The 16,884-nt window shown below is 63.5% G+C and carries 15 protein-coding genes; 8 read left to right on the plus strand and 7 right to left on the minus strand.

Annotation, left to right across the window (positions count from 1 at the left end):
* Nucleotides 1–59 precede the first annotated feature (59 nt).
* From OZ411_RS12515 to OZ411_RS12525, 3 genes are all read left to right on the plus strand, one after another.
* Nucleotides 60–2,399, plus strand: a complete 2,340-nt coding sequence (locus tag OZ411_RS12515) for a xanthine dehydrogenase family protein molybdopterin-binding subunit (protein WP_282528177.1) — start codon at nt 60–62, stop codon at nt 2,397–2,399.
* 15 nt (nt 2,400–2,414) lie between these two features.
* Nucleotides 2,415–3,215, plus strand: a complete 801-nt coding sequence (locus OZ411_RS12520; protein WP_282528178.1) for a xanthine dehydrogenase family protein subunit M — start codon at nt 2,415–2,417, stop codon at nt 3,213–3,215.
* Nucleotides 3,216–3,365: 150 nt separating this feature from the next.
* Nucleotides 3,366–4,472 carry a CaiB/BaiF CoA-transferase family protein gene (locus OZ411_RS12525; protein WP_282528179.1) on the plus strand — a complete coding sequence of 369 codons (1,107 nt, stop codon included), beginning with the start codon at nt 3,366–3,368 and terminating at the stop codon, nt 4,470–4,472.
* Nucleotides 4,473–4,586: 114 nt separating this feature from the next.
* Here OZ411_RS12525 and hppD read toward each other — a convergent pair whose 3' ends face one another.
* Nucleotides 4,587–5,702 (minus strand): 4-hydroxyphenylpyruvate dioxygenase, encoded by a 1,116-nt coding sequence (gene hppD / locus OZ411_RS12530; protein WP_282528180.1) that lies wholly within the window; start codon nt 5,700–5,702, stop codon nt 4,587–4,589.
* Between the two features lie 118 nt (nt 5,703–5,820).
* On the opposite strand from hppD, the gene OZ411_RS12535 reads away from it, so the two are divergent.
* Complete coding sequence (locus OZ411_RS12535; RefSeq protein ID WP_282528181.1) at nt 5,821–6,300, plus strand: Lrp/AsnC family transcriptional regulator; 480 nt, start codon at nt 5,821–5,823, stop codon at nt 6,298–6,300.
* A gap of 159 nt (nt 6,301–6,459) precedes the next feature.
* A complete protein-coding gene (locus OZ411_RS12540; protein ID WP_282528182.1) occupies nt 6,460–6,771 on the plus strand; it encodes a DUF1272 domain-containing protein in 312 nt (103 codons plus the stop codon).
* Between the two features lie 113 nt (nt 6,772–6,884).
* On the opposite strand, the gene fahA is transcribed toward OZ411_RS12540, so the two are convergent.
* The 5 genes from fahA to OZ411_RS12565 form a co-directional block, all read right to left on the minus strand.
* Nucleotides 6,885–8,156, minus strand: a complete 1,272-nt coding sequence (fahA, locus tag OZ411_RS12545) for a fumarylacetoacetase (RefSeq protein ID WP_282528183.1) — start codon at nt 8,154–8,156, stop codon at nt 6,885–6,887.
* A gap of 154 nt (nt 8,157–8,310) precedes the next feature.
* Nucleotides 8,311–9,657 carry a homogentisate 1,2-dioxygenase gene (gene hmgA, locus OZ411_RS12550; RefSeq protein ID WP_282528184.1) on the minus strand — a complete coding sequence of 449 codons (1,347 nt, stop codon included), beginning with the start codon at nt 9,655–9,657 and terminating at the stop codon, nt 8,311–8,313.
* A gap of 2 nt (nt 9,658–9,659) precedes the next feature.
* Nucleotides 9,660–10,616 carry an MBL fold metallo-hydrolase gene (locus tag OZ411_RS12555; protein ID WP_130581975.1) on the minus strand — a complete coding sequence of 319 codons (957 nt, stop codon included), beginning with the start codon at nt 10,614–10,616 and terminating at the stop codon, nt 9,660–9,662.
* A 12-nt stretch (nt 10,617–10,628) separates the two neighbouring features.
* Complete coding sequence (locus OZ411_RS12560; protein ID WP_282528185.1) at nt 10,629–10,856, minus strand: DUF2783 domain-containing protein; 228 nt, start codon at nt 10,854–10,856, stop codon at nt 10,629–10,631.
* 9 nt (nt 10,857–10,865) lie between these two features.
* The gene (locus OZ411_RS12565) at nt 10,866–12,485 is read right to left on the minus strand and encodes an FAD-dependent oxidoreductase (protein ID WP_282528186.1); all 1,620 of its coding nucleotides are present in this window, start codon (nt 12,483–12,485) and stop codon (nt 10,866–10,868) included.
* Nucleotides 12,486–12,712: 227 nt separating this feature from the next.
* Here OZ411_RS12565 and OZ411_RS12570 point away from each other — a divergent pair, with 227 nt between their 5' ends.
* A complete protein-coding gene (locus OZ411_RS12570) occupies nt 12,713–13,162 on the plus strand; it encodes a MarR family transcriptional regulator (RefSeq protein WP_282528210.1) in 450 nt (149 codons plus the stop codon).
* A 185-nt stretch (nt 13,163–13,347) separates the two neighbouring features.
* Here OZ411_RS12570 and OZ411_RS12575 read toward each other — a convergent pair whose 3' ends face one another.
* A complete protein-coding gene (locus OZ411_RS12575; protein WP_282528187.1) occupies nt 13,348–14,154 on the minus strand; it encodes an N-acyl homoserine lactonase family protein in 807 nt (268 codons plus the stop codon).
* A 386-nt stretch (nt 14,155–14,540) separates the two neighbouring features.
* Here OZ411_RS12575 and OZ411_RS12580 point away from each other — a divergent pair, with 386 nt between their 5' ends.
* Nucleotides 14,541–16,031 (plus strand): caspase family protein, encoded by a 1,491-nt coding sequence (locus OZ411_RS12580; protein ID WP_282528188.1) that lies wholly within the window; start codon nt 14,541–14,543, stop codon nt 16,029–16,031.
* Between the two features lie 147 nt (nt 16,032–16,178).
* Nucleotides 16,179–16,838: an OmpA family protein gene (locus tag OZ411_RS12585; RefSeq protein ID WP_282528189.1), complete on the plus strand. Its 660-nt coding sequence runs from the start codon at nt 16,179–16,181 to the stop codon at nt 16,836–16,838.
* The last annotated feature ends 46 nt before the right edge of the window (nt 16,839–16,884 follow it).

Raw genomic sequence — 16,884 nt, forward strand, 5'->3', positions numbered from 1 at the left:
GCCGCCGGGCTTCGATGGAAGCGGCGGGACATCACATCTCCGGTCGGGAGGAATTCACAATGGGCATCGAAGGCATTGGCGCAAGCGTCGTCCGCAAGGAAGACCGCCGTTTCATCACCGGCAAAGGCCGCTACGTCGACGACATCAAACTGGTGGGCATGACCTATGCCCAGTTCATCCGCAGCCCGCACGCCCACGCCAAGGTCAAGAGCATCGATTCGAGCGAGGCCCTGAAAAAGCCCGGCGTGATCGCGGTGCTCACGGGCCAAGAGCTCGTCGACGACAAGATCGGCAACCTGATCTGCGGCTGGGCCATCACGTCGAAGGACGGCTCGCCAATGAAGATGGGCGCATGGCCGGCGATGGCGCCGGAGACCGTGCGCTTCGTCGGCCAGGCGGTCGCGGTGGTGATCGCCGAGACCAAGAACCAGGCCCGCGACGCCGCGGAAGCCGTGGTGGTCGATTATGAAGAGCTGCCGGCGGCGGCTGATATCAAGGCCGCGATCAAGCCGGGCGCGCCGCAGCTTCACCCGGAAGCCCCGGGCAATGTGGTCTATGACTGGCATCTCGGCGACGAGGCCGCGGTGAAGGATGCCTTCAGCAAGGCGGCGAATGTGGTGACGCTGGACCTCACCAACAACCGCCTGGTACCGAACGCGATGGAGCCGCGCTCGGCGGTCGCCGACTATGACGCGGCCGAAGAGCATTTCACGCTCTATACGACCTCGCAGAACCCGCATGTCGCCCGTCTCGTGCTGTCAGCCTTCTACAATATCGCGCCCGAGCACAAGCTGCGCGTGATCGCGCCCGACGTCGGCGGCGGCTTCGGCTCCAAGATCTACATCTACCCTGAGGAGATGGTGGCGCTGTGGGCCTCCAAGAAGGTCGGCCGCCCGGTGAAGTGGACCGGCGACCGCACGGAGGCTTTCCTCACCGATGCGCATGGCCGCGACCATGTCTCGAAGGCCGAAATGGCGCTCGACAAGGACAACAAAATCCTCGGCCTCCGCGTGAAGACTCACGCCAATTTCGGCGCCTATATGTCGCTGTTCTCCTCGGCGGTGCCGACCTATCTCTATGCGACGCTGTTGTCGGGGCAATACGTCATCCCAGCGATCTATGCGGAGGTGATCGGCGTCTATACCAACACCACGCCGGTCGATGCCTATCGGGGCGCTGGCCGTCCCGAGGCGAGCTACCTGATCGAGCGGATGATGGAAACCGCGGCGCGGCAGTTGAATGTCGATCCGACCGAACTGCGGAAGAAGAACTTCATCACCCAGTTTCCGTACCAGACCCCGGTGATCATGACCTATGACACCGGCGACTTCCATGCCTCGATCGACGCCGCGATGAAGGCGATCGACTATGCCGGCTTCCCGGCGCGCAAGGCGAAGGCCAAAGCCGACGGCAAGCTGCGCGGCATCGGCGTATCCTGCTACATCGAGGCCTGCGGGATTGCGCCGTCAAAGGCGGTCGGCAGCCTGGGCGCCGGCGTCGGCTTGTGGGAATCGGCGGAGGTGCGCGTCAATCCGGTCGGCACGATCGAAATCCTCACCGGCTCGCACAGCCACGGCCAGGGTCACGAGACCACGTTCTGCCAGATCATCGCGGAGCGCCTCGGCGTTCCGATCAGCCAGGTCTCGATCGTCCATGGCGATACCGACAAGGTGCAGTTCGGCATGGGCACTTACGGCTCGCGCTCGATCGCAGTCGGTGGCGCAGCCATCGTGAAGGCGATGGAAAAGGTCGAGGCCAAGGCCAAGAAGATCGCTGCACACGCGCTGGAGGCGTCCGAGAACGACATCGTGATCGAGAACGGCGAGTTCAAGGTCACCGGCACCGACAAGTCGATCGCGCTGCCGATGGTCGCGCTCGCCGCCTATACCGCGCACAATCTGCCCGACGGGATGGAGCCGGGATTGAAGGAGACGGCATTTTACGATCCCACCAACTTCACCTTCCCGGCCGGCGCCTATATCTGCGAGCTCGAGGTCGATCCCACGACCGGCAAGACCTCATTCGTCAACTTCGTGGCGGCGGATGATTTCGGCCGGCTCATCAACCCGATGATCGTCGCGGGCCAGGTCCATGGCGGACTTGCCCAGGGCATCGGCCAGGCGCTGCTCGAAGGCGCGGTCTACGACAGCAATGGCCAGCCGGTCACGGCATCGTTCATGGATTACACCATGCCGCGCGCCGACGATCTGCCGTCGTTCCAGATCTCGCACACCACGACGCTGTGCCCGGGCAATCCGCTCGGCGTCAAGGGTTGCGGCGAGGCCGGTGCGATCGGTGCATCGGCCGCGGTGATCAATGCAATCACGGATGCGATCGGCAACAACAAGTTAGAGATGCCGGCGACGCCCGATCGCGTCTGGCACACCATTCACGGCTAACGAGGAGCGTGAGCCATGTACGAGACCATTTATCATCGCGCTTCATCGGTCGACGAAGCCGCTGCCCTGTTCGCCAAAGGTGAGGAGCCGAAATATCTCGCCGGCGGCCACACGCTGATCCCCGTGATGAAGCAGCGGCTCGCTTCGCCGTCTGACGTCATCGACCTCGGCAAGATCAAGGAATTGATCGGCGTGGACGCGACGGCCGACGCGCTGACGATCAAGGCGGCGACGCCGCATTGTGACGTGGCGCAGAGCAGCGCGGCGCAAAAGGCGATCCCCGCGGTCGCCTATCTCGCCTCACTGATCGGCGACCCCGCCGTGCGCCATCGCGGCACGATCGGCGGCTCGCTCGCCAACAACGATCCCGCCGCCGATTACCCGGCCGCGGTGCTGGCGCTCGGCGCCACCATCAAGACCAACAAGCGCACGATCGCAGCCGATGATTTCTTCCAGGGCCTGTTCAGTACCGCCCTCGAAGACGGCGAGATCATCACAGCCGTGTCGTTCCCGATTCCGGCCAAGGCGGGCTACGCCAAATTCCCGCACCCCGCCTCGCGCTTTGCGCTGACCGGCGTGTTCGTCGCCAAGACCAAGGACGGTGACGTCCGCGTCGCCGCGACCGGCGCGTCGCAAAGCGGCGTCATGCGCGTCGGCCCGATCGAAGCGGCGCTGAAGGCGAACTGGTCGGCAGCCGCGCTCGACGGTGTGCAAATTCCGTCTGCCGGATTGCTCAGCGACATCCATGGCTCCGCCGACTACCGCGCCAACCTCATCAAGGTGATGGCGCAGCGCGCGGTGACGGCGGCAGGCTGATCCGGAGCATCCTACCATCCATCTATGCAAACGGCGCGCAGCGATGCGCGCCGTTCCACTTTCGATAAGGTCTTCGGAAAAAGCGCTTGCAAGGCCGGGCATATCGCCCGACAATTTAGCTAATCGCCTAATTAAAACACGGATGGAAACGTGCTCGACAAACCCGCCCCTCAGTCCGCTGTCCGCGCCTCCGGCCCGCTCGCCGGCACCCGCATCGTCGAATTCGCAGGCATCGGCCCCGGCCCATTCGCCTGCATGATGCTGGCAGATATGGGCGCCGAGGTCATCACCCTCGATCGCGTCGGCGCTGGCAAGAATCTCAAGGGCGTTTCGACGCGCGGGCGCAAGGTCGTCGAGCTCGACCTCAAGGACAAGGCCGCGGTCGCGCAGGTGCTCGATCTCCTCGCCAATGCCGATGCGCTGATCGAGGGCTTTCGTCCCGGCGTGATGGAACGGCTTGGCCTCGGGCCTGACGTCGTGCTCGCGCGCAATCCGAAGCTGGTCTACGGCCGCATGACCGGCTGGGGCCAGGAGGGCCCGCTCGCGAACGCCGCCGGCCACGACATCAACTACATCTCGATCACCGGCGCGCTGGCCGCGATCGGCACCAAAGAGAAGCCGGTGCCGCCGCTCAACCTGGTCGGCGATTTCGGCGGCGGCGCGCTCTACCTCGTGGTCGGCGTGCTCGCAGCCCTCCTGGAAGCATCAAAATCCGGCAAGGGCCAGCTGGTCGATACCGCGATGTGCGATGGCGCGGCGTCGCTGATGTCGATGTTCTTTGACCTGGCCGCAGGCGGCCGCTGGGTGGAGGGACGCGACCAGAATATGCTCGACGGCGGCGCGCATTTCTACGGCGTCTACGAATGCGCCTGCGGCCATTTCGTCTCGATCGGTTCGATCGAGCCGCAATTCTACGCCCTATTGCGCAAGCACGCCGGCCTCACCGACGCCGAGTTCGACGCCCAGATGGACCGCAAGGCCTGGCCTGCGCTGAAAGAAAAGCTCAACGAGATATTCAAGAGCAAGACGCGCGAGGAGTGGCGCAAGATCATGGAAGGCACCGACATCTGCTTCGCGCCGATCCTGACCATGGCGGAAGCCCCGAAGCATCCGCATATGGCCGCGCGAAAGGTGTTCGTCGAACGCCATGGCGTCACACAGCCGGCGCCCGCGCCGCGCTTCTCGCGGACCCCGTCGGCGATCAGGGAGCCGGTGACGGCAGAGCTTGGCGATGTGCTGAGCGCGTGGAAGCGATAGCCGTCGTTAGTAGACGTTGTAGGGCGGGCAAAGCGCAGCGTGCCCACCATCAAGAGCGGCACAAGAAGAGGTGGGCACGCTTCGCTTTCCCCACCCTACATAGGCTACCAAGCCTTACGCCGCGTGGTCCACCTTCAGCACACCGCGGCGGATCTGGTCTTCCTCGATCGATTCGAACAGGGCCTTGAAGTTGCCCTCGCCGAATCCGTCGTCGCCCTTGCGCTGGATGAATTCGAAGAAGATCGGCCCGATCGCGTTAGCCGAGAAGATCTGCAGCAGCACCTTGGTCCGGCCGCCATCGACCACGCCCTCGCCGTCGATCAGAATGCCGTTCTTCTGCAGCCGCGCAACGTCTTCACCATGCCCGGGCAGGCGCTGGTCGATCTTCTCGAAATAGGTATCGGGCGGTGACGGCATGAACGGCAGGCCGGCCGCGCGCAGCGTCTCGATGGTCCGATGGATATCGCGCGCGCCGCAGGCGATGTGCTGGATGCCCTCGCCGCGATAGAGGTTGAGATATTCCTCGATCTGCCCGGAATCACCGGCATCCTCGTTGATCGGAATCCGGATCTTGCCATCAGGGCTGGTCAGGGCGCGCGAGAACAGGCCCGAGGCGCGGCCCTCGATGTCGAAGAAACGGATCTGACGGAAGTTGAACAGCTTGGCGTAGAAGCCGGTCCAGACATCCATGCGGCCGCGATGGACGTTATGGGTGAGGTGATCGATGTAATAAAGCCCCGAGCCCTCCGGCCGCGGGTCTTTCTCGCCGAGCCATTCGAACTCGAGATCATAGGCCGAGCCGTTTGCGCCGTAGCGATCGACCAGATAGAGCAGGCTGCCGCCGATGCCCTTGATCGCGGGAACATCGAGCGTCTTCTGCGCGGCACTATCGGCCGGCTCCGCGCCGAGCGACAGCGCGCGCTCATAGGCGCGCTTGGCATCGACCACGCGGAACGCCATCGACGGCGCGCACGGCCCATGCACGGCGACGAAGTCATGGCCATGGGTGCCCGGCTCCTCATTGACGAGATAGTTGATGTCGCCCTGGCGATAGAGCGTGATCTGCTTCGTCTTGTGGCGGGCCACCGGCACATAGCCCATCAGCTTGAACAGGCGGTGCAGCTCTTCCGGATTCGGATGGGCATACTCGACGAACTCGAAACCGTCCGTACCCATCGGATTGTCGGCGCTGATTTCGGCCGGCGGCGCATCGTGCGGAAACGGACCCATTGCGATTCTCCCTACTTAATTCACGAATCTCCGCCGACCGGGCCGCAAGGTGCATGCAAAATGGCGCGCGATGGGCTAGCATCTTGCACAATCCGTGCATCATAACGGCAAATGGCGCATGATTCAGTTAGACACGTTCGATCTCAAGCTGCTGGCCGCATTGCAGGACGACGGCCGGCTGACCAACCAACAGCTCGCCGATCTCATTGGTCTGTCGGCCTCGCAATGCTCGCGGCGGCGGATGCGGCTGGAAGAGGAGAAGGTGATCTCGGGCTATCACGCCGACCTCGCCCGCGAGGCGCTCGGCTTCGAGCTGATCGCCTTCATCCAGATCACGCTGGCGACGCACTCGCCCGACAACGCGAAGAAATTCCGGGAGCTGGTCAACCGTGTCGATGCGATCCAGGAAGCCTATTCGCTGACCGGAGACGCCGACTATCTGCTGAAGGCGGTGCTGCGCGACCTCAAGAGCCTGTCCGACATCGTCAACAATGTGCTGATGCCGCACCAGAGCGTCGCCCATGTTCGCTCTTCGATCGTGCTGGACAGGCTGAAGGAGAGCGCGAAATTGCCGTTGAAGGCGCTGCAGCGAGCATGATCCGGAAAAGTGGGAATCGGTTTTCCCTCGCGACAAACGCGGAGCGTTTGCGCGGAGATCATGCTCAAACAGAGTGTGGCGCAAATCGAGGGAATTCCGTCATTCGAATTGCACTGCGACTTTGCGATGATCCGTCCCGCTTCACCCTGAGAAACGACCATGGCGCTGCAACTGCGACCGAACTGCGAGTATTGCGACAAGGATCTGCCGCCGAACGCGACGGAGGCGATGATCTGCTCCTATGAATGCACCTTCTGTGCCGGTTGCGTGGAGCACAAACTGTTCAACGTCTGCCCGAACTGCGGCGGCGGCTTCGCGCCGCGGCCGATAAGACCGTCGCAGGAATGGCGCGTCGGCGTGTGCGTGGTCAAGCAAACGCCGTCGGAGAAGCGGGTGCATTTGAAGTACAGTCTCGAGGATGTCGCGGCGCATTCGGCGAAGCTACGCGGCGTTCCGCCGGAGGAACGCTGACTGTCCTGTTGCCGTGAGCTGCGTAGGGTGGCAAAGCGCAGCGTGCCCACCATCACGAGCGGAGTGCTTGAAGGTGGGCACGCTTCGCTTTGCCCACCCTACATGCTCCTCCATCACTCCGCCGCGACGATCGTCCCCTCGACCTCGCCGAAGCCGACGCGATAGCCGTCGCCTTGGCACCAGCCGCGCATGACGAGCGAATCGCCGTCTTCGAGGAAGGAGCGCTTGATGCCGCCGGCGAGTTCGACCGGCTCGGTGCCGTTCCAGCTTATTTCCAAGAGGCTGCCGCGCTGGTCTTTCTCTGGCCCGGAGATCGTGCCCGAGCCTAAGAGATCGCCGACATTCATGGCGCAGCCGGAGGACGCGTGGTGCACCAATTGCTGCACCGAGGACCAGTACATGTATTTGAAATTGGTGCGGCAGATCCGCGCCGCCTCGTTCATCGCGCGTGCGCGCAAGGCGACGTCGAGCGTCAGGTCATAATTGTTCGGCTGGGTCTGGCGCAGATAAGGCAGCGGCACCGGCTCCTGTGTCGGCCCCTGCAGACGGAACGGCTCCAGCGCCTCGCGCGTCACGACCCATGGGCTGATCGAGGTCGCGAAGGCCTTGGCCTGGAATGGACCGAGCGGGACATACTCCCATTGCTGGATGTCGCGTGCGCTCCAGTCGTTCAGGATCACGAAGCCGAAGATCATCTCCTCGGCCTGTTGCTCGCTCAGCATCTCGCCCATCGCTGACGGCTGGCCGACCACGACGCCCACCTCGAGCTCGAAATCGAGCCGCTTGCACGGACCGAAGCTCGGCGCCTCCACGTTTGGCGGCTTCAACTGGCCGCGCGGCCGGCGCACTTTCGTACCGCTCACGACGACGGTCGAAGCGCGGCCGTTATAGCCGATCGGCATGTGCAGCCAGTTCGGCTGCAGCGCATTGTCCTTGCCGCGGAACATGACGCCGACATTGGTGGCGTGCTCCTTCGACGAATAGAAATCGGTGTAGCCGGCGACCGTGATCGGCAGATGCAGCTTCACGTCGGCCATCGGCACCAGCGCACGTTGGCGCAGATGTTCATTGTCGCGCAGCTCGGGATGGTCGTGGCGCAGCAGTTCGCTGATCCGTGCGCGGGTGCGCGACCAGACCTTTGGACCAAGAGCCATGAACGGATTGAGCGAGGACGCGGCGAACACCGCGGGTTCGACGACATCGATGCGGCAGTCCTGCGCGAGCTGCCAGAGATCGAGCACGTAGTCGCCGATCGCAACACCGATGCGCGGAGCAAGGCCGTCCTTGGCCGAGAACACCCCGTAGGGAAGATTCTCGATCGGGAAATCGGACGCAGGATCGACGTCGATGAAGGAGCGGAGCTTTGGGTCGTTGGGGTGGGACATGCTTTCCTGCCGAATGTTTCGACGCGCTATCCTTCGTCATTCCGGGATGCGCCGCAAGGCGCAGGCCCGGAATCCATTTCACCACGGGAGCCGGCGGAAAAATGGATTCCGGGTTCGCGCTTCGCGCGCCCCGGAATGACGGAGCGAGCTTATACTACGGCCTGCCCGGATCGAACCGCTTCTCCAGTCCCTTCCAGCAATCGGCATAGTCGTCCTGCAGCGTCGCAGACTTCGCCGCGAATTCGGTGACGCGTTGCGGGAAGCGGGTCTCGAACATGAAGGCCATGGTGCCTGCAAGCTTCACCGGCTTCAACTCGCTGTTGCTGGCGTGATCGAACGCCTCGCGGTCGGGACCGTGCGGCAGCATGCAGTTGTGCAGCGAGATGCCGCCGGGGACGAAGCCCTGCGGCTTGGCGTCGTAGACGCCGTAGATCAGGCCCATGAACTCCGACATGATGTTCATGTGGTACCACGGCGGCCGGAACGTGTTGTCCGCCACCATCCAGCGCTCCGGGAAGATGACGAAATCGATATTCGCGGTGCCCGCCGTCTCCGATGGCGAAGTCAGGACCGTGAAGATCGAGGGATCGGGATGATCGAACGCGATGGCGCCGACCGGCGAGAAGGTGCGCAGATCGTATTTGTATGGCGCGTAATTGCCGTGCCATGCGACCACGTCGATCGGCGAATGCGGCAGCGTGGTCTTCCAGAGCGCGCCGCCCCATTTCACATAGAGCTCGGTCGGCGTGTCCTTGTCCTCGTAGCTGGCGACCGGCGTCAGGAAGTCGCGCGAATTGGCCAGGCAATTGGCACCGATCGGGCCGCGCTCCGGCAGCGTGAAGGCGCCGCCGTAATTCTCGCAGAGATAGCCGCGCGCGGGGCCGTTCGGGATCTCGGCGCGGAATTTCACGCCGCGCGGGATCACCACGATCTCGCCGGGCTCGGCATCGATGCGGCCGAACTCGGTGACGAGGCGCAGATTGCCCTCTTGCAACACGAACATCATCTCGCCGTCGGCATTGTAGAAATGCTGGTCGACCATCGATTTGGTAATCAGATAGACATGCGCGGCCATGCCGGCCTGCGTGTTCGCATCGCCAGCCGTGGTCATGGTCTGCACGCCCTGCAGAAAAGTCTGTTCCTGCGTCGGGATCGGAGCCGGATCCCAGCGGAGCTGCGCGATCGGCATTTCGTATTCGTGGCAGGGTGCGGTGCGCCACAGCCCGGCATCGACCTTGCTGAAGCGGCCGGAATGCTTCACCGATGGGCGGATCCGATAGAGCCAGGAGCGCTCATTGGCGCCGCGCGGCGCGGTGAAGGGCGAGCCGGAGAGTTGCTCGGCATAGAGCCCGTAGGCGCAGCGCTGCGGCGAGTTGCGCCCGACCGGCAGCGCGCCGGGCAGGGCCTCGGTCTCAAAGCTGTTGCCGAAACCGGACATGTAGCCCGGCGTGATTTGCGCGGAGCTCTTGCCGATCGCATCAGGCGAGGTGTTGATGTTCATGGTCATCCTCCTCCTTGCAGGGCGGCCCACATTTCGCGGTCGCGCTTGTCGGTCCAGATCACGGGATCGTCGATCCCGGACGCCTCGTCATAGGCGCGCGAGACGTTGAACGGCAGGCAATGCTCGTAGATCGCGAAGGTCGAGAATTTCGGATCCATCACGTCGCGCGTCGCCGCCATCGTCTCCTTCAGCGTGCGCCCTTTTGCCACCGCTGCTTCAGCAGCGCCGTAGAGCGTCGTGACGAAATCACGTGTCATCGCGATCGCCTCGCGACCGGTGGCAAGGCCTTTCAACGCATCGCCGCGGCCCGGCGCGATCGCCTTCGGGTTGAAGGCGCGGATCTCGTTCAGCGTCATCGGCCATTCGCGCAAATGCGCATCGCCGCAATAGCAAGCCGAGTGATATTCGATGAGATCGCCTGAGAACATCACCTCGGCATCGGGCACCCAGGCCACGATATCGCCCGACGTATGTCCAGCGCCGAGCTGCATCAGCCGCACCTCGCGCTTGCCGAGATAGATCGACATCTCTCCTTCGAAGGTCAGCGTCGGCCAGGTCAGGCCGGGAATGCTCTGCGCGTCCTGGAAAAGGCGCGGAAAGCGGCCATACTCCGAATCCCAATCCTGCTGGCCGCGTTCCTCGATCAGGCGGTAGGTCTCCTGCGAGGCGACGATGCCTTGCGCCTTGTAGGCGGAAGCCCCCAGCACGCGCACCGCGTGATAATGCGACAGCACGACATATTTGATCGGCTTGTCGGTCACGGTGCGTACGCGCTCGATCACCTTGTTCGCCATCGCCGGCGTCGCCTGCGCGTCGAACACGAGGCAGCCGTCGTCGCCGACGATCACGGCGGTGTTCGGATCGCCCTCGGCGGTGAAGGCATAGAGATCGGTGCCGATCTCGGAGAAGGTGATCTTCTTCTCCGCGAGATCCGTGGTGGACGCAAAGCCTTTGGCCATCGGGTGTCCTCGTTATTGTTGCTGCTGTTGTTGCTGCTGGCTCGCCTCCAGCATCCGCCGCTTGGCGAGCGCGATCGCCTCGTGCAGCACGTCGATGTCGCCGATATGGTTGGCGAGCACGAGCACCAGCGCGGCGTCGAGATCGGCGCTCTGCGCATCCGTCAGGCCGCGATGCGCCTCGACGATGGCGCGGAAGGCATCGTCCGGCTTTGCGAAGTTCGAACTGGTCGACAGCGCCATCACAGCACCTCAGTTCATTCCCGACGCCCGCGCCAGCGCTGCCTCTAACAGCGGCCGCGTCGGGCGACGGAAGCGCGCGGCAACATAGCCGTCGGGCCGTAGCAGATAGGCGGAGCCGGGTTCGGCGTCGTAGCGCTTGCCGACGAGCCCCGCGGCATCCGCGAAACCGTCGTCGCCACCGATGCGGATGGCCTTGATGCCATCCGGCACATCCACCACGGCGCCATTACCAAACTCCAGCAGCGTGAACCGCGTTCCCGCGCCGATAAACGCCTCGGTCAGGAACTGCGGATTGCTGTCACGTCCGGCGATCGGCGCATCCAGCAGTGAAGCGCCCGGCGGCGGCCCGCCGCGCCATACGTCACAGTCCCGCGTAGAGAGCGGCGTGTCGTAAACCGACGGCACCGACAATCGCCCACCATTGACCATGCGCTTGCCGAACTCGGTCTCCTTCGCCAGCGCCAGCACTGCCTGGCGCAGCCGCGCTTCCTGCCGCGAGCTTGGCGCCATGAAATCGGTCGAGCGGGTGGATTCCCGGATATTCTCATCCGCTGCGGCGCTGCGCTCGATGTGATAGCTCTCGAGCAGCGATTCCGGCGAAGTCCCGCGCAGCACGCGGTCGAGTTTCCACGACAGATTCTCCGCGTCCTCCAATCCGGAATTGGCGCCGCGCGCCCCAAAGGGTGAGACCTGGTGCGCGGCGTCGCCGGCAAAGATCACGCGGCCGTGGATGAACTTGTCCATTCGCCGGCACTGGAATTTGTAGAGCGAGATCCACTCGAACTCGAACTTGTCGTGGCCGAGCATGCGTGCGATCCGCGGCCGCACATTTTCCGGCTTCTTTTCGTGCACCGGGTCGGCATCCGGATGAAGCTGCAGATCGATCCGCCAGACATCGTCCGGCTGTTTGTGCAGGAGCGCCGAGCGTCCGGCATGGAACGGCGGGTCGAACCAGAACCAGCGCTCGGTCGGGAACGCCGCGGTCATCTTGACGTCTGCGATCAGGAACTGATCCTCGAACACCTGGCCGGCAAATTCCGCGCCGACCAATTTGCGCAGCGACGAGCGCGCACCGTCACAGGCGATCACGAAAGCCGCGCGAATAGTGTATGAGCCTTCCGGCGTCTCGATGGTCAGCGCGACGCCATCGTTGCGGCTCTCCAGCGCGATCACCCTGTTGCGCCAGCGCAGGTCGATCGCAGGCAACTCGCGCACGCGATCGACCAGATAGGCTTCGGCATAGAATTGCTGCAGGTTGATGAAGGCCGGCCGCTTGTGACCATCCTCCGGCAGCAGGTTGAACTGATAGAGCTGGGAGGCGCCGTGGAAAATCTTGCCGACACTCCACACCACGCCCTTCTCGACCATGCGGTCGCCGACGCCAAGCCGGTCCCAGAATTCCAGCGAGCGCTTCGAGAAGCAGATCGCGCGCGAGCCTTCGCCGATCCGGTCGGCGTCGTCGAGCAGCACCACCGGTTGTCCGCGCTGAGCGAGATCGATTGCGAGCGACAGCCCGACGGGGCCGGCGCCGACCACTACGATCGGATATTCAGCCGTGTCGGCGACCACCCGATCCTGGTCTGGATGCCTGCGATAGCCGAACTGGGTGCTGGTCTTGGCCTGCGCCATCCGCTCAAACCCTTGTCAAACCCTTGCCGCTTCCTCGTGGCCCTGTTAAATTAGTCTCACTTGCAACGATCTTAAACTCCCTGACGGCACCGCCGTCAACTCCCCTCGGAGGCATTTTGACGAAATCGGCTTCGAGCAACGGCACGGCGGAGACGCGATCCGAACCGGACTCGGTCGCACCGCAAGAGGACGCGGCGGCCAAGAAAAGGCTCGACCTTTTCCACTTCATGCCATTCCGCCTCAACCGATTGGCGGCGGAGGTGAGCTCGGCGCTTTCCGCCGAGTATCAGGCGCGCTACGGACTCGACATCCCCTCATGGCGCGTGCTGGCAACGCTCGGCTTCCGCCGCGAAGCCTGCAGCGCACAATACATCGCCGATTGCACGCGGACGCATAAGTCCACGATCAGCCGCGCCGTCACCGCGCTGATGGAACGGCAGATCATCGAACGTGTCGAGAATGCCGACGACCGCCGCGAATTCCGCCTGCAACTCACGCGCAAGGGCAAAGCGCTGTACGAGGAACTGATCCCGCGCCTGCTCCGAAGGGAGCAGGAGATTTTTTCATGCCTGTCCGCGCAGGAGCGGCGGCAGCTCGGAAAACTGCTCGGCAAGATCGAGCACAGCCTTGAGCTGGTGCAGACCAGCGAAGAGGCGGACGCAAAAGAAGCGTATTAGCCGACTTCTCACCGTCATTGCGAGGAGCGAAGCGACGAAGCAATCCATGCTTCCGCGCATGGAGCGATAGATTGCTTCGCGGAGCCTGTCATCGGGCGCGCATTCGCGCGACCCGGTGGCTCGCAATGACGGCTGAACCGGCTGCTGCGGATCGATATGTTTCGCAAGCCGGCACCGCTACTGCCCTACTTCGCAAACGAGCGCGACGGCGCCAGATGCAGGGCAAAGGCGTCGACCTTGTCGCTCGCGCGCGGATAGATCTCGGCGACGATTGGATCATGCCCCGGGATAAAACGATCGGGATGCCCGGCGAGCCGCTCGACGGTTTCCCAGCCGATCGCCATGTCGCCGATGTTGTAGACGATCGGAAACGGACTGCGCTTCTGCAGATTGGCGTAGTAATGCGCGGCGTCGGATGCCAGCACCACAGGACCGCGCGCGGTCTCGACCCGCACCACCTGCAGGCCGTCGGAATGGCCGCCGACACGGTGCACGGTGATTCCAGGCGCGACCTCACCATCTCCAGAGTGGAACGTGACGCGCTCGCCATACACGTGGCGAACCATCAGCGTCACATGCTCGATCGAGAACGGGTGCCGCAGCATGCCGTTGCACATGCACCGTCCGGTCGCGTAGCTCATCTCGCGTTCCTGCAAATGGAAGCGCGCGTTCGGGAAGCGATCGAGATTGCCGGCGTGGTCGTAATGCAGGTGGGTGACGATCACGTCCCGGATCGATGCCGCCGAAACGCCAAAGCGATCGAGCGCCTCAACCGGATTGAGCGTCAGCTTGCGGGCGCGCAGCTTGGCCTCCTCGGCGTTGAAGCCGGTGTCGACCAGGATGTCGCGGCCCGCTCCCCGAACGAGCCAGACGAAGTAGTCGAGGTCCTGCGCCGCGGTCTCATGCGGATCGGGCGCAAGAAAGTTCATGTTCGGGGTGCGCGGCGACATCGTCGCATAGCGCAGTGCATAGATCTCGTAGGCATTTCCCATTGGCTTCGCTTTTCTTGCTAGGTGGCCGCTTGTGCGGCAAGCAAGCCATTGTCATCGGCAAAGGTCAAACCTTGCAAGCCTGCTGCGGCTGCATGACAGGATCGTGCGAGCCAATGTGAGTGTCATAGTGAGAGGGTGTCACAGTGAGAGGGTGTCACAGTGAGAGGGTGTCACGGCGTCGTCGACGGAACCAGCTCTGCCGCCGGAACAGCCGCGCTTCATTTCCCTGCCGGAAGCCGCCGCTTCGCGCTTGATTGTCGCAATTAACGATGACAGCGCAAGTGGTTGACGGCCTATAGGCGCGGTTTGATAATGCCGGTTGCGTAGAGTAAGGTCGCCGCGGCGCAGACCGGGATCGGCGTCTTTTTGGCTGGACTGCCGCGACTATGAACATCCGCTTTGCTTTACTCCTCACATTGATTTTCGCCATCGCCTCGACCGCCCCCTCCTTCGCTGCGGGCGACCGTTTTGCCCTGGTGATCGGCAACGCCAAATATCCGGACGCGGATGCGCCGCTGAAGGAGCCGATCAATGATGCGCGCGATGTTGCCGACGAGCTCAAGCGCGACGGCTTCAGCGTGGACATCGGAGAAAATTTAACCGGCGAACAAATGCGGCATGCCTTCGATCGGCTCTACGCTAAGATCAAGCCCGGTTCGGTCGTCCTCTTGTTCTTCTCGGGCTATGGTATCCAGTCCAGCCGCCAGAGCTACATGATCCCGATCGACGCCCAGATCTGGAGCGAGGCCGACGTCCGCCGCGACGGTTTCAGCCTCGAGACGGTCCTCGGCGAGATCAACAGCCGCGGCGCCGGCGTCAAGATCGCTTTGATCGATGCTTCCAGGCGTAACCCGTTCGAGCGCCGATTCCGCAGCTTTTCAGCCGGCCTCGCGCCGGTGATCGCGCCGAACGGAACGCTGGTGATGTATTCGGCGGCGCTGTCGTCCGTGATCTCGGACAATGGCAGCGACCACAGCCTGTTCGTGCGGGAATTGCTCAAGGAAATCCGGACCCCCGACCTGATGGCGGAGGAGACGCTGAACCGCACCCGTGTCGGTGTCACCCGCGCCTCGCGCAGCGAGCAGGTGCCGTGGATTTCGTCTTCGCTGGCGGAAGATTTCTCTTTTATTCCGGGTTCAGCGGCGCGGCCGCAGAGCCCGCCGCCGCCTGAACCTCCTCCTCCGCCACCGCCGGCTCAGACGGCGGTCGCCCCGCCGGCGCCACCTGCCCCACCGTCGCCGCCGCCCGCTCCTCCCGCGCAGACCACCACCGCGGCGCCGCCCCCATCCGAGCAGTTGCCACTGCCGCCACCGACGACGCCGCGCCCGGTGGACATCGCCACGCCGCCAACGCCGACCCCGAAGCCGGCCGACACGCTGGCCGATGATCCGACCATCAAGACCCTGACGGCCCGGCTCAACGACAACCCAGATGATGCGGCCGCGCTTTACCGCCGCGGCCAGGTCTATGCCAGCAAGGGCGCCTACGACCTCGCGATCAAGGACTTCAACAATTCGCTTCGATTAAACCCCAAGGATGTCGAGGCCTACAACAACCGCTGCTGGGCCCGCACCGTCATCGGCGATCTGCAGGCTGCGCTGAAGGACTGCAACGAGGCGCTGCGGCTGCGCCCGAATTTCGTCGATGCTCTCGACAGCCGCGGCCTTTTGAATCTGAAGAGCGGGCAGACCAAGAACGCCATTTCCGATTTCGATGCGGCGCTGAAGCTGAACCCCAGATTGACATCCTCCCTCTACGGGCGCGGGCTTGCCAAGAAGCGTAACGGCTCGGTCGCAGAAGGGGATCTGGACATCACCAACGCCAAAGCGATGGACCCGAACATCGTCAAGGAATTCGCCGATTATGGCGTGCAGTGACGATAATTTGGATAGGTAGTTCCGTCCGGCCTCGAACCTCGGGTGGAGGTGCTAGACTAAGAATTTAAGATGGGCCGGGATCAAGCAACCGGCAGTGATTTGGCAAATTGATTTGAAACCGCGCGAACGGCGCAAGAGGGGCTGACAATGTTCGACATCACTGCGAAGAAGAATCTTGCTGCGATGCTTTCGGTTGCAACGATCAGCGCCTCGCTTGCCCTTGGCATGGTGGCCGCCCGAGCCGGCGACAATGTCACCGAAGAGCAGATCCTCAGGGCGCTGACGCCGGAGAAGAAGCCGTTGACCCGCGGCCTGTCGATCGGACCGAAGGTCGAGCCGGCCGCAAACCCCGCCGAAGACAAGTTCGTGCAGACCATCCGCGGCCGCTCCACCCGCTCGCTGTCGTCGGCCGAGCGCGAGGAGATCGCGACCATCGTCCAAGACAAGCCCAAGATCGATCTGGAAATCAACTTCGACTACAACTCGGCCCAGATCAACGCCAAGTCGCTGCCGTCCGTGCAGGCCTTGGGCCGCGCTCTGTCCAATGCCGACCTGAAGGGCTCGACCTTCGTCGTAGCCGGCCACACCGACGCCGCTGGCGGCGAGGCCTTCAACCAGGACCTGTCCGAGCGCCGCGCCGAAGCGATCAAGCGCTACCTCGTCGACAAATATGGCATCAACGGTTCCGACCTCGTCACCGTCGGCTACGGCAAGAGCAAGCTGAAGGATCCGAGCCAGCCGCTGGCCGAAGCGAACCGCCGCGTGCAGGTGGTGAACATGGAAAACAAGGCAACCGCGTCCAAGTAGCCCGTCCAAGTAACCCGTCCAGGTAAACGGCGTAGCGCCACGTGGT

The organism is Bradyrhizobium sp. Arg237L (genome assembly GCF_029990105.1).
Taxonomy (GTDB): domain Bacteria; phylum Pseudomonadota; class Alphaproteobacteria; order Rhizobiales; family Xanthobacteraceae; genus Bradyrhizobium.

What these genes read in the sequence shown, in the direction of transcription:
- hmgA (WP_282528184.1), bottom strand. Translation starts at nt 9,657, where the DNA reads ATGAACATCAACACCTCGCCTGATGCGATCGGCAAGAGCTCCGCGCAA.
- OZ411_RS12580 (WP_282528188.1), top strand. Translation starts at nt 14,541, where the DNA reads ATGAACATCCGCTTTGCTTTACTCCTCACATTGATTTTCGCCATCGCC.
- OZ411_RS12520 (WP_282528178.1), top strand. Translation starts at nt 2,415, where the DNA reads ATGTACGAGACCATTTATCATCGCGCTTCATCGGTCGACGAAGCCGCT.
- OZ411_RS12565 (WP_282528186.1), bottom strand. Translation starts at nt 12,485, where the DNA reads ATGGCGCAGGCCAAGACCAGCACCCAGTTCGGCTATCGCAGGCATCCA.
- OZ411_RS12585 (WP_282528189.1), top strand. Translation starts at nt 16,179, where the DNA reads ATGTTCGACATCACTGCGAAGAAGAATCTTGCTGCGATGCTTTCGGTT.
- OZ411_RS12575 (WP_282528187.1), bottom strand. Translation starts at nt 14,154, where the DNA reads ATGGGAAATGCCTACGAGATCTATGCACTGCGCTATGCGACGATGTCG.
- OZ411_RS12540 (WP_282528182.1), top strand. Translation starts at nt 6,460, where the DNA reads ATGGCGCTGCAACTGCGACCGAACTGCGAGTATTGCGACAAGGATCTG.
- hppD (WP_282528180.1), bottom strand. Translation starts at nt 5,702, where the DNA reads ATGGGTCCGTTTCCGCACGATGCGCCGCCGGCCGAAATCAGCGCCGAC.
- OZ411_RS12535 (WP_282528181.1), top strand. Translation starts at nt 5,821, where the DNA reads ATGATTCAGTTAGACACGTTCGATCTCAAGCTGCTGGCCGCATTGCAG.
- OZ411_RS12570 (WP_282528210.1), top strand. Translation starts at nt 12,713, where the DNA reads ATGCCATTCCGCCTCAACCGATTGGCGGCGGAGGTGAGCTCGGCGCTT.
- OZ411_RS12515 (WP_282528177.1), top strand. Translation starts at nt 60, where the DNA reads ATGGGCATCGAAGGCATTGGCGCAAGCGTCGTCCGCAAGGAAGACCGC.
- OZ411_RS12555 (WP_130581975.1), bottom strand. Translation starts at nt 10,616, where the DNA reads ATGGCCAAAGGCTTTGCGTCCACCACGGATCTCGCGGAGAAGAAGATC.
- fahA (WP_282528183.1), bottom strand. Translation starts at nt 8,156, where the DNA reads ATGTCCCACCCCAACGACCCAAAGCTCCGCTCCTTCATCGACGTCGAT.
- OZ411_RS12560 (WP_282528185.1), bottom strand. Translation starts at nt 10,856, where the DNA reads ATGGCGCTGTCGACCAGTTCGAACTTCGCAAAGCCGGACGATGCCTTC.